At 71.0% G+C, this 11,293-nt stretch carries 10 protein-coding genes and 1 pseudogene; 9 read left to right on the top strand and 2 right to left on the bottom strand.

The window, feature by feature from the left end; translation table 11 throughout:
* Nucleotides 1–181 (bottom strand): annotated as a pseudogene (locus HPY23_RS16010) (hypothetical protein); the annotation flags it as partial.
* A gap of 477 nt (nucleotides 182–658) precedes the next feature.
* Between HPY23_RS16010 and HPY23_RS16005 the strand changes: the two are divergent.
* The 8 genes from HPY23_RS16005 to HPY23_RS15970 all read left to right on the top strand — a co-directional run bounded on the left by HPY23_RS16005 (nucleotide 659) and on the right by HPY23_RS15970 (nucleotide 7,703).
* On the top strand, nucleotides 659–1,417 hold the full coding sequence (locus HPY23_RS16005; RefSeq protein ID WP_091881255.1) for a pyridoxine 5'-phosphate synthase: 759 nt from the start codon (nucleotides 659–661) through the stop codon (nucleotides 1,415–1,417).
* A complete protein-coding gene (acpS, locus tag HPY23_RS16000) occupies nucleotides 1,414–1,827 on the top strand; it encodes a holo-ACP synthase (protein WP_060847232.1) in 414 nt (137 codons plus the stop codon). Before HPY23_RS16005 ends, acpS begins: the two co-directional genes overlap by 4 nt.
* Before the next feature lie 173 nt (nucleotides 1,828–2,000).
* Nucleotides 2,001–2,792, top strand: a complete 792-nt coding sequence (lepB, locus tag HPY23_RS15995) for a signal peptidase I (protein ID WP_060847231.1) — start codon at nucleotides 2,001–2,003, stop codon at nucleotides 2,790–2,792.
* A gap of 121 nt (nucleotides 2,793–2,913) precedes the next feature.
* Nucleotides 2,914–3,624, top strand: a complete 711-nt coding sequence (gene rnc, locus HPY23_RS15990; RefSeq protein WP_091882050.1) for a ribonuclease III — start codon at nucleotides 2,914–2,916, stop codon at nucleotides 3,622–3,624.
* On the top strand, nucleotides 3,621–4,625 hold the full coding sequence (gene era / locus HPY23_RS15985) for a GTPase Era (protein ID WP_060847230.1): 1,005 nt from the start codon (nucleotides 3,621–3,623) through the stop codon (nucleotides 4,623–4,625). The genes rnc and era overlap by 4 nt, the downstream gene beginning before the upstream one ends.
* Before the next feature lies 1 nt (nucleotide 4,626).
* A complete protein-coding gene (locus HPY23_RS15980; RefSeq protein ID WP_091881258.1) occupies nucleotides 4,627–5,547 on the top strand; it encodes a class I SAM-dependent methyltransferase in 921 nt (306 codons plus the stop codon).
* Nucleotides 5,548–5,557: 10 nt separating this feature from the next.
* On the top strand, nucleotides 5,558–6,307 hold the full coding sequence (locus HPY23_RS15975; RefSeq protein ID WP_091881261.1) for a pseudouridine synthase: 750 nt from the start codon (nucleotides 5,558–5,560) through the stop codon (nucleotides 6,305–6,307).
* 4 nt (nucleotides 6,308–6,311) lie between these two features.
* A complete protein-coding gene (locus HPY23_RS15970) occupies nucleotides 6,312–7,703 on the top strand; it encodes an adenylate/guanylate cyclase domain-containing protein (RefSeq protein WP_244537472.1) in 1,392 nt (463 codons plus the stop codon).
* A gap of 59 nt (nucleotides 7,704–7,762) precedes the next feature.
* Here the strand turns inward: HPY23_RS15970 and HPY23_RS15965 are convergent, their stop codons facing one another.
* Entirely contained in the window at nucleotides 7,763–9,406 is a 1,644-nt protein-coding gene (locus HPY23_RS15965; RefSeq protein ID WP_091881268.1) for an ABC transporter substrate-binding protein, read from the bottom strand.
* Between the two features lie 198 nt (nucleotides 9,407–9,604).
* On the opposite strand from HPY23_RS15965, the gene ahcY reads away from it, so the two are divergent.
* A complete protein-coding gene (ahcY, locus tag HPY23_RS15960; RefSeq protein WP_060847225.1) occupies nucleotides 9,605–11,011 on the top strand; it encodes an adenosylhomocysteinase in 1,407 nt (468 codons plus the stop codon).
* Nucleotides 11,012–11,293: the final 282 nt, after the last annotated feature.

Raw genomic sequence — 11,293 nt, 5'->3', positions numbered from 1 at the left:
GGGCGGGCGCCTGGACGGCGGGAGGCTGCGCGGCGGGGGCGGGCGCCGCCGCCGGCGGCTTCCCGGCATCCGCGGGCGCCGAGCCCTGCTGCGCGTGGGCCGCTCCGGCGACCGAGAGCACGGCGCAGGCCGTCAGGATCAACCGCAGGGTTCCGGGCAAGCAGGTCTCTCGCAGGGTCATGCGACGCATCCCCCGGGCAACCGCCGCCGAGGCCGGGAGTTCCGGCCGCGCGGATCCCGGCGACGCGCCGGGATGGGGGACGAACGCGGCGAAGGTGTGGGGGCGGGGCGGCAGGGGCAGCCGGGCGGGCGCGTCACCGCCGCGGTCGAGCCGTCGAGCAGACATCGTGGGCCTCCGGGGCGGGCCGCGCGGCCCGCCCGAGCATCGGTCGTCGGGTTGTCGCGGCGGGGTGCGGCCCGCGCCGGGCGAACCGGCGGGCCCGCGCCGCGGAGGCCGCACAGTGCGGCGCACCGGGCGAGGTTGTCCAGGCGGATGCGCACGGTCCGGCACGGATTGCGGGGGAGTGTTGTTCCACGGGCGGGGCCGGACGGGTCGGCAGATCGCCCCGGAGATCGCCCAAGGGAGATTGCCCAAGCGTGCGGGTGGCGGCGCCGGAGGGACGACGCTACATCGCGGGCATTGTCCGGAGCCCGCCCGATGCCCGCCTCGCCCCTTCGCCTCGGCGTCAACGTCGATCACGTCGCCACCCTGCGCAACGCCCGCGGCGGCACGATGCCGGATCCGGTGCGGGCGGCGCATGCGGCGATCGCTGCCGGGGCCGACGGCATCACCGCCCACCTGCGCGAGGATCGCCGCCACATCCGCGACGCCGATGTCGAGCGGCTGCGGCGCGAGATCGACCGGCCGCTGAACTTCGAGATGGCGGCGACCGACGAGATGGTGGCCATCGCCCTGCGGCTGCAGCCCCATGCCGCCTGCCTGGTGCCGGAGAAGCGCGAGGAGCGCACCACCGAGGGCGGGCTCGACATCGTCGGCGGCCGCCAGCACCTCGCGCCCGCGATCGCCCGCCTCGTCGAGGCCGGGGTGCGGGTCTCGCTCTTCGTCGAGCCGGAGGTGCACGTGATGGAGGCCGCCCGGGCGCTCGGCGCTCCCGTGGTCGAGCTGCACACCGGCACCTATTGCGAGGCGGTGATCGCCGGGGATGCGGCCGCGGTGCGGGCCGAGCTCGCCCGCCTCGCCCGCGCCGCCGAGCACGGCCGCGCCCTCGGCCTCGAGATCCATGCCGGGCACGGCCTGACGGTCGACAGCGTCGGCCCGGTCGCCGCCCTGCCGCAGGTGCGTGAGCTCAACATCGGCCACGCGCTGATGGCCGAGGCGATCTTCGACGGGCTGCCGGCGGCGATCCGGGCGATGCGGGCCGCGATGGACGCCGCTCGCGTCGCGAGCGCCGCATGATCGTCGGCATCGGCTCCGACCTCTGCGACATCCGCCGCATCGAGCGCTCGCTCGAGCGCTTCGGCGACCGCTTCACCCACCGGGTCTTCACCGAGGGCGAGCGGGCCCGCAGCGACCGCCGCGCCGCCCGGGCGCCCTCCTACGCGCGGCGCTTCGCCGCCAAGGAAGCCTGCTCCAAGGCGCTCGGCACCGGCATGAGCCACGGCGTGTTCTGGCGCGACATGGAGGTGGTGAACCTGCCGGGCGGCCGCCCGACCCTGCGGCTCACCAACGGCGCCGCCGAGCGCCTCGCCGCCCTGATGCCGCCGGGCCATCGCCCGGTGGTCCACGTGACGCTCACCGACGATCCCCCGCTCGCCCAGGCCTTCGTGATCATCGAGGCGCTGCCTGAGGGGCAGAGTCCCGCTTGAGCGGCGCGCCGTCGCCGGGGGACAAGGCCGAACGGACCGATTCGCCCACTCCGCCGCGCCGCGTTGCGGGCGGGCAAGCGTTGGTCTAGACCCCCCGCACCGCGCAAAAAGCCGGCCGCGTGCCCTCGGCGGGTGCCCAGGCGTATTCTGCACGGACCGCCGGAGAGACGAGCATGGATCGCGCACGCACGGACCAGGACCTGAAACGCGGCAAGGATGCCGGCCTCTGGGACTCGATCAAGGAGACCGTCAAGGTCGGCGTCCAGGCGCTGCTGATCGCCCTGGTGGTCCGCACCCTGCTGTTCCAGCCGTTCAACATCCCGTCCGGCTCGCTGATCCCGACCCTCCTGATCGGCGACTACCTCTTCGTGTCGAAGTACTCGCTCGGCTACTCGAAGTACTCGCTGCCGCTGAGTGAATACCTGCCGTTCGAGGCCAAGGGCCGGATCTGGGGCGCGGAGCCCAAGCGCGGCGACATCGTGGTGTTCAAGCTGCCGAAGGACAACGCCACCGACTACATCAAGCGGGTGATCGGCCTGCCGGGCGACCGGATCCAGGTGATCGAGGGCGTGCTCAACATCAACGGCCGGGCGGTCAAGCGCGAGCGCATCGCCGATTACTCGACCACCGACGCCTTCGGCCAGCCGACCCTGGTGCCGCAATACCGCGAGACCCTGCCCAACGGCGTCACCCACGAGATCATCGAGCGCGACGGCGACCGCGGCCTGTGGGACAACACCCAGGTCTACACCGTGCCGGCGAACCACTTCTTCATGATGGGCGACAACCGCGACAACTCGACCGATTCGCGCGATCTCGGCAATGTCGGCTACGTGCCGTACGAGAACCTGATCGGCCGGGCCGAGGTGATCTTCTTCTCGATCGACGAGGGCGCGGCCGCCTGGCAGATCTGGAACTGGCCGTGGACGGTGCGCTGGAACCGCCTGTTCAAGCCGATCCACTGACGGGAGCCCGAGCGTGAGCGACGCCGAGCCCGCGGAGCGGGCCGACACCCAGCCCGACGCCGCCCTCCCGGTTTCCGGCACCGCGGGGCCGGGCGAGGCCCCGCCGCGGCGCAAGCGCGGGATGCGGCGGCGGCCCGACCTCTCGGTGCTCGAGGAGCGCATCGGCCATCGCTTCGCCGACCGCGACCTGCTGATCCGGGCGCTGACCCATGTCAGCGCGACCAACGGTAAGAACAGCTACCAGCGCCTCGAATTCCTCGGCGACCGGGTGCTCGGGCTCGCGGTGGCCGACGGGCTCTACAACGCGCTGCCGGGCGCCGACGAGGGCGACCTGTCGCGCCGCCTGTCGAGCCTGGTGCGGCGCGAGAGCTGCGCCATCGTCGCCAATGCCTGGGAGGTCGGGCCGCACCTGAACCTCGGCGGCGGCGAGGTCCATGGCGGCGGCCGGCGCAACGCCGCGATCCTCGCCGACGTCTGCGAGGCGATCCTGGGGGCGATCTTCCTCGATGCCGGCTACGGCGCCGCCAAGGCGGTGATCGACCGTGCCTTCGAGGCCGACCGCCAGACCGAGGGGACCCGCAGCCGCGACCCGAAATCGGCGCTCCAGGAATGGGCGCAGGCGCAAGGCTGGCCGACCCCGACCTACGTGGTGGTGGAACGGTCCGGGCCCGACCACGCGCCGCAATTTCACATCGAGGCCCGGGTCACCGGGACCGAGCCCGGCCTCGGCATCGGCGGCTCCAAGCGGCTGGCCGAGCAGACGGCCGCGCGCGCGCTCCTGCTGCGCGAGGGGCTGTGGACCGGGGACGAGCCCGGGGAGCAACCAGAATGATCGACGACGACACCACGCCCGAGACCGACGATTCCGGCCTGCCGGAGACCGCCGCCCCCGATACCGCGCCGCCCGAAGCGGCGGCGCCCCAACCCGCACAGCCCAAGGACACCCGGGCGGGCTTCGTCGCCCTGATCGGCGTGCCGAATGCCGGCAAGTCCACCCTGCTCAACAGCCTCGTCGGCACCAAGGTGTCGATCGTGTCGCGCAAGGTGCAGACCACCCGGGCGCTGGTGCGCGGCATCGCCATGGAGGGCAACGCGCAGATCGTCCTCGTCGACACCCCCGGCATCTTCGCGCCCAAGCGCCGCCTCGACCGGGCGATGGTGACCTCGGCCTGGAGCGGCGCGGCCGATGCCGACGCGGTCTGCCTGCTGATCGACGCCCGCAAGGGGGTGGACGAGGAGGTCGAGGCGATCCTCACCCGGATGCCGGATCTGAAGCGCCCGAAATACCTGGTGCTCAACAAGATCGACCTGATGGCCCGCGAGCGCCTGCTGGCGCTCGCCGCCTCGCTCCACGAGCGGGTGAAGTTCGAGCGCATCTTCATGATCTCGGCGCTCACCGGCGACGGGGTCGACGACCTGCGCCGGGAACTCGCCGGCCGGATGCCGCCGAGCCCCTGGCTCTACCCCGAGGACCAGGTCTCCGACGCGCCGCTGCGGATGCTCGCCGCCGAGATCACCCGCGAGAAGATCTACGACCGGCTGCACGAGGAACTGCCCTATTCCTCGACCGTCGAGACCGACCAGTGGCAGGTCCGGCCCGACGGCTCGGTGCGGATCGAGCAGACGATCTTCGTCGAGCGCGAGAGCCAGCGCTCGATCGTCCTCGGCAAGGGCGGGCAGACCATCAAGGCCATCGGCCAGGCCGCCCGGATCGACATCGCGGAGGCGGCCGAGACCAAGGTCCACCTCTTCCTGTTCGTGAAGGTGCGGGAGAATTGGGCCGACGACCCGGAGCGCTACCGCGAGATGGGCCTGGAATTCCCCCGCGGCTGACGTGACCGACCCGATCGCCCGGCCGGGCGTCTACGGCCATCCGCCCGCCGACCTCGCCGCCGTCCCGGACGGCGCGGTGCAGCTCTCCCCCCTGGTCCCCGGGAGCGAGTCCCTCGAGGACCTCGCCCCCGGCGCCCTCGACAGCCTGACCGTGCTGGCCCCGCCCGGCACCCTCGAGCGGCGCCACACCCTGGCGCTGGCCTTGCGCGCCCTCGCCCCCGGCGGGGCGCTGACCGTGCTCGCCCCGAAGGACAAGGGCGGCTCGCGGCTCGCCCGCGAACTCTCGGGCTTCGGCTGCCGCCTCGACGAGAGCGCCAAAAGCCATCACCGGATCGTCCGCACGGTTCGGCCCGACGCGCCGTCCGGGCTCGACGCGGCGATCGCCGAGGGCGCACCGCGGCGCGACGACGGTATCGGCCTGTGGACGCAGCCGGGCATCTTCTCGTGGAACCGGATCGATCCCGGCACCGCCCTGCTGATCGAGACCCTGCCCGCCCTGTCCGGACGCGGTGCCGATCTCGGCTGCGGCCTCGGCATCCTCGCCCACGCCGTGCTGGCCTCGCCCAAGGTGACGGCGCTCGCCCTCGTCGACAACGACCGCCGGGCGGTCGAGGCGTCCCGGCGCAACGTCGACGAGCCGCGCGTGACGGTGACATGGGCCGATGCCCGCGCCGCCGATGCGGTGCCGGAGCGCCTCGACTTCGTGGTGATGAACCCGCCCTTCCACGACGGCGGCGCCGAGGACCGGGCGCTGGGCCAGGCCTTCATCCGCCGCGCCGCCGCAGCCTTGCGGCCGGGCGGCACGCTGTGGCTCACCGCCAACACCCATCTGCCCTACGAGGCGACGCTCGGCGAGGTGTTTCGCGAGGTCACGCAGCGGGCCGCCGCGCAGGGCTACAAGATCCACGAGGCGCGCAAATGAGCCGCACGCGATGAGCGGGAAGGCCAAGGTCCCGTCGGTCCGGCTCGACCGGCTGCTCGCCAATCTCGGCTACGGCTCGCGCCGCGAGATCCAGATGCTGGCTCGCGCCGGCACGATCGTGCTCGACGGCGCAACCCTGCTGGACGCCGACCGGCGCATCGCCCTCGATCCCGACCTGCCGGCCCGTCTCACCGTCCAGACCAGGCCCCTCGACCCGCTCCCCGGGGTGGCGCTGATGCTGCACAAGCCGCTCGGCGTCACCTGCTCGCACAAGGAGGCCGGCCCGCTCGTCTACGGCCTACTGCCGCCGCGCTGGCGCCGCCGCGAGCCGCCGCTCTCCACCGTCGGCCGCCTCGACAAGGAGACCTCCGGCCTCCTGCTGCTGACCGACGACGGGGCGCTCCTGCACCGGATCATCTCGCCGAAGGCCAGCGTCTCGAAGCGCTACCAGGTGACACTCGATCGCCCCCTGCGCGGCGACGAGGGTGCGATCTTCTCCTCCGGCACCCTGATGCTGGAGGGCGAGGAGAAGCCGCTCCTGCCGGTCGATCTCGAGGTCCACGGCCCGACGAGCGCCGCCGTGACCCTGACGGAGGGGCGCTACCACCAGGTCCGGCGGATGTTCGCGGCGGTCGGCAACCACGTGACGGCGCTGCACCGCGACCGGGTCGGGGCGCTGGACCTGCCGGCGGACCTGGAGCCCGGTCAGTACCGGGTGATGGGGGAGGAGGATGTGGCGCGGGTGTTCGGGCAGGGGTGAGCGGGTGACGCCCGTCCGGCGAGGACGGATCCGCCTATCAGACGGCGCGGTTCGTCTCTCTCGCCGCGCGGCGAACCCACATCCACGTCGGCACGCGAACCAATCTCCCTTTTTCGTCGGCCGGCCGGCCGTACCGGACACGACCCGCCGCCGCTCCGGGGTTCGATCCTCCGCCCGACGCGGCTTGTGCGATGCCGCACCGGCCGCGTTACCGGCTGCTGCCAAGTATCCGATGATCGTTGTATCGTCGTTGCCGCTCGTTCAATCATGCAACATCGTTCCCGAGTCGAGGAAGACGATGTCGAGCGGCACCGCGACTTTCTGGATCATCATCGCCGCCGTGAGCGCCTCGTTCGGTGCCCTGCATGGGCTCCTGTTCAGCGACGGGCCGACGCTCGCGGGCATCCTGTACGGGACCTTCATCGGCCTTTTCACCATCGCCTACCAGCGCGGCGTCTTCCTCGCCGGCTACAGCGAGCGACTGCGGCGGCTGCCCACGCCGGCCTACGTCGTCGCTGCCGAGATCAGCCTCGTGCTGGTGATCGTCGTCGGCATGGCGCTGACCGGCCTGCTCCTCTGGACGCTCGGCATCGTCGACAAGCCGCTCATGGGGGCGATCACGCCGAAGCTCTCGACCATTCCCTTCGCCCTGGTCATGTCGGCCATCATCGTGTCGGTCCTGCGGGTGCGCGACCTGATCGGCGGCGAGACGTTCGTGAACCTCATTCTCGGGCGCTACCACCGCCCGGTCAGGGAGGAGCGCGTCTTCCTTTTTCTCGATCTCGTCGGTTCGACGGCCTACGCGGATCGAAACGGCGACATCGCCGCGCAGGAACTGCTGACGGCGGTCTTCTCGGCGATCGCCGAGCCGGTGCGTCGGCATCGCGGACAGGTCGACGATTACGTGGGCGATCAGGTGATCGTCTCCTGGCCGCTCGCGCGAGGCATCGAGCGGGCGCGCTGCGTTGCCTGCATCTTCGCGATCCGCCAGGTTCTCGACCGCGACCGGGCAAGCTGGCTCGCACGCTTCGGCCTGGTGCCCGAACTGCGCGCGGCCCTGCACGGCGGCAGCGTGGTGACGGCGGAGGTGGGCGTCGACCGGCACAAGATCGCGTATTTCGGCGACGTCATGAACACGACCGCCCGGCTCGAAGGGCTGTGCCGCGAGACGAAGCGCGACGTGCTGATCTCGGAGGCCGTCCTCGCGCGGCTGCCGGCCCTGCCGGAGGGGATCGAGGCCGAGGCGCTCGGTTCGTACCGGCTGCGCGGGCGGAGCGGGACAATGGCGGTGCATGCGCTCGCGGACCGGCGCAGGCCGCGGTTCGTCGGTCCCCTCGCGGAGGTCGACGCCGACCGCCGGGTGGCAGGGCGGGGTTACGCCGCCCTGCGCGGCTGACGAGCGTCGTCTGCGAGATCATCGGCCCGTGTGACGGGCCGATGCGTTCCGGGCCGCCTCTATCCCAGGGTCGTCAGGTCCTGGAACCAGTGCTGCGCCTGGGTGTACCCCTTCACCTTCCGCGAGAGCGCGTGCGGGTTGGTGTCGTGCACGACCCAGACCTGCACCGCGTCGTCCACCACGATCTCGTGGATGCGCGCCAGCATCATGTCCTGCTCGGCCGGGTCGAAGCTCGCCCGCACCGCGTCGCAGAGCCGATCCACCTCCGGGTTGCGGTAGTGGCTCCAGTTCACGCCGGTCGGGGCGACCTGCTTCGAATCGTAGAAGCGCAGGATGGCGTAGAGCGGGTCGGAGGTGACGTACGCGATGTTGCTGCCGGTGACGCCCTTCAGCGACGGGTCGGCGGCGCCCTGGCGCCAGGCGGTGTAGGCGACCTCGAGCTCGACCGCCCGGAACTCGACCGCGATCCCGACCTCGGCCCAACTCTGCTGCACGAACTCGTTGATCGGCAGCGACAGCATCTGGCCCGAGCCGCCGGTCGGGATGATGAAAGTCGTGCGCAGCGGGTTCTGGGGCGAGTAGCCGGCCTCCCCCACCAGCTTGCGGGCCTGGTCGACGTCGTACTTGATCTGGAAGCCCGGCTTGCCGAACCACGGGCTCGAGGGCTGCACCTGGCCGACGGCCGGGGTGGCGAGCCCGCCCATCAGCGCCGCCACCCCGTCGCGGTCGATGGCGAGGTTGGCGGCCTTGCGTAGGCGCAGGTCGCGCCACGGGCTGCCCTCCAGCATCGACAGGTGGTAGTTCCAGACATGCGGCGTGTCGTTGCCGGTCACCCGCATGCCCGCACCCTTGAGGCGCGGCACCGCGTCGGGGGCGGGCAGCTCGATCAGGTCGGCATTGCCGGAGAGAAGGGCGTTGGCCCGCGCCAGGTCCTCGGGAATGCAGGCCAGCGTCAGCTTGGCGAGCCGCGGCATCCGCTTGGCGTTCCAGTAAGTCTCGTTCGGCACGAGGTCGAGCCGCACACGCGGCACCAGGGCGGCCAGCCGATAGGGGCCGGTGCCCGAGGGCTGGAACGCGAACTTGGTCCAGTCCCGCCCGACCGCCTCGTACTGCGCCGGCGACGAGATCAGGAACCACAGCATCTGGTAGGGAAACAGCGCGTCGACCGCCTTGGTGGTGACCTGCACCGTCATCGGGTCGAGCTTCTTGTAGGAGGCCACCGAGGGCAGGCGCGGGCGCACCTGCGAGGCCTGGCGCTGGTCGTAGTGGGGCGCCTTGGCGTCCAGCACCTTGTCGAAGTTCCAGATCACCGCGTCGGCGTCGAACCCTGAGCCGTCGTGGAACTTGACCCCCTCGCGCAGGCGGAAGATCCAGTTGCGGCGATCCGCGGCGTCGCTCTCCCACGCGGTGGCGAGCCCCGGCACCAGCTTGCCCGGCCGGTCGGCGACGTCGAGCTCCCAGGCGACCAGGGGATCGTAGAGGGTGAGCCCGGTGAACTGGTAGCCGCCGGCACCCCGGTCCGGCTGGCCGGTGGTGAGCGGCAGGTCGAACAGCGAGATGCCGTAGGTCAAGCTGCCGGACGGCGCCCCCGCCGGGCCGGCGGGGGCTGCCCCTTGCGCGAGCGCGGTGCCGGTGGGCCCGAGCGCCGCGAGGGCGGAGGCTCCGGCGAGCCACTGGCGGCGCGAGAGGGAGGCGTGACGCATCGATGAACCCCGGCAGGCGCGCGGCCGGTCCGGCCGCGTTACGCGCCTGACGTCTGCAAAACGCATGCAAGCACGGGCGGGGATGCGAGCCGGGCCGCTTCGAACCGCTCGCATAAAGACATCTTTATATCTTGATTGCCTCCCCGCCGGGCGGCTGCTATAGGCCCCGTCGAACCGGACGACACGGGAGACGGACCAATGCCGAGCGCGCAGGACTACATCGTCAAGGACATCGCCCTGGCCGATTTCGGCCGCAAGGAGATCGCGATCGCCGAGACCGAGATGCCCGGCCTGATGGCCGTGCGCGAGGAATACGCCGCGAGCCAGCCGCTGAAGGGCGCCAAGATCGCCGGCTCGCTGCACATGACCATCCAGACCGCGGTGCTGATCGAGACCCTGAAGGCTCTCGGCGCCGACATCCGCTGGGTGTCGTGCAACATCTACTCGACCCAGGATCACGCCGCCGCTGCGATCGCCGCCGCCGGCATCCCGGTCTTCGCCATCAAGGGCGAGACCCTGGAGGATTACTGGAACTACACCGCCAAGCTGTTCGAGTGGCATGACGGCGGCATGCCGAACATGATCCTCGACGACGGCGGCGACGCCACGATGTTCGTGCATCTCGGCCTGCGCGCCGAGAACGGCGACACCGCCTTCCTCGACAAGCCGGGCTCGGAGGAGGAGGAGATCTTCTTCGCGCTCCTCAAGCGCATGCTGGCCGAGAAGCCGAAGGGCTGGTTCGCCGGCCTCGCCGACGCGATCAAGGGCGTCTCGGAGGAGACCACCACCGGCGTACACCGCCTGTACCTGCTCGCCAACGAGGGCAAGCTCCTCTTCCCGGCGATCAACGTCAACGACGCGGTCACCAAGTCGAAGTTCGACAACCTCTACGGCTGCCGCGAGTCGCTGGTCGACGGCATCCGCCGCGGCACCGACGTGATGATGGCCGGCAAGGTCGCGATGGTGGCGGGCTTCGGCGACGTCGGCAAGGGCTCGGCCGCCAGCTTGCGCAACGCCGGCTGCCGCGTGATGGTCTCGGAGGTCGATCCGATCTGCGCGCTCCAGGCCGCGATGGAAGGCTACGAGGTCACCACCATGGAGGATGCCGCGCCGCGCGCCGACATCTTCGTGACCGCGACCGGCAACAAGGACGTCATCACCCTCGACCACATGCGGGCGATGAAGGACCGGGCCATCGTCTGCAACATCGGCCACTTCGACAACGAGATCCAGGTCGCGGGTCTCAAGAACCTGAAGTGGCAGAACATCAAGCCGCAGGTCGACGAGATCGAGTTCGCCGACGGCCACCGCATCATCCTCCTGTCGGAGGGCCGCCTGGTGAACCTCGGCAACGCCATGGGCCACCCGTCCTTCGTGATGTCGGCCTCGTTCACCAACCAGACGCTGGCCCAGATCGAGCTCTGGACCAACCCGGGCAAGTACGAGAAGAAGGTCTATACTCTGCCCAAGGCCCTCGACGAGAAGGTCGCGGCGCTTCATCTCGAGAAGATCGGCGTCAAGCTGACCAAGCTGCGCGACGACCAGGCCGCCTATATCGGCGTGAAGACCTCCGGTCCGTTCAAGCCCGATCACTACCGCTACTGATCGGCAGCGTCGTCATCCAATGACGGGGTGGGAGCCCGGCCGCGAGGCCGGGCTCTTCTTTTTGCGTGTACGCTCGTCGCTCACGGTTGTGTGTGTTTCAACCTATCGAATGTTCTTTCTTTGTTCTGTCACCAGTGTGGCATTTCTGTGCTCTTGACGGTGCTCCGCGCCGCCATCGTCGGCCTTGCCGCAATTCACCCCTTCCGGGCCGAATCCGCGCCGCGCTAAGCTCGCGCCGAATCTGTGGTGAGGGGTGCCGATTCGCGGTCGCGGACGGTCCCG

Source organism: Methylobacterium ajmalii (assembly GCF_016613415.1).
Taxonomy (GTDB): domain Bacteria; phylum Pseudomonadota; class Alphaproteobacteria; order Rhizobiales; family Beijerinckiaceae; genus Methylobacterium; species Methylobacterium ajmalii.
This window is presented reverse-complemented; position numbering and strand designations above follow the sequence as displayed.

Excerpts from the sequence above, each read along its gene's own strand:
- HPY23_RS16005 (WP_091881255.1), top strand. The coding sequence starts at position 659 with ATGCCCGCCTCGCCCCTTCGCCTCGGCGTCAACGTCGATCACGTCGCC.
- acpS (WP_060847232.1), top strand. The coding sequence starts at position 1,414 with ATGATCGTCGGCATCGGCTCCGACCTCTGCGACATCCGCCGCATCGAG.
- lepB (WP_060847231.1), top strand. The coding sequence starts at position 2,001 with ATGGATCGCGCACGCACGGACCAGGACCTGAAACGCGGCAAGGATGCC.
- rnc (WP_091882050.1), top strand. The coding sequence starts at position 2,914 with ATGCGGCGGCGGCCCGACCTCTCGGTGCTCGAGGAGCGCATCGGCCAT.
- era (WP_060847230.1), top strand. The coding sequence starts at position 3,621 with ATGATCGACGACGACACCACGCCCGAGACCGACGATTCCGGCCTGCCG.
- HPY23_RS15975 (WP_091881261.1), top strand. The coding sequence starts at position 5,558 with ATGAGCGGGAAGGCCAAGGTCCCGTCGGTCCGGCTCGACCGGCTGCTC.
- HPY23_RS15965 (WP_091881268.1), bottom strand. The coding sequence starts at position 9,406 with ATGCGTCACGCCTCCCTCTCGCGCCGCCAGTGGCTCGCCGGAGCCTCC.
- ahcY (WP_060847225.1), top strand. The coding sequence starts at position 9,605 with ATGCCGAGCGCGCAGGACTACATCGTCAAGGACATCGCCCTGGCCGAT.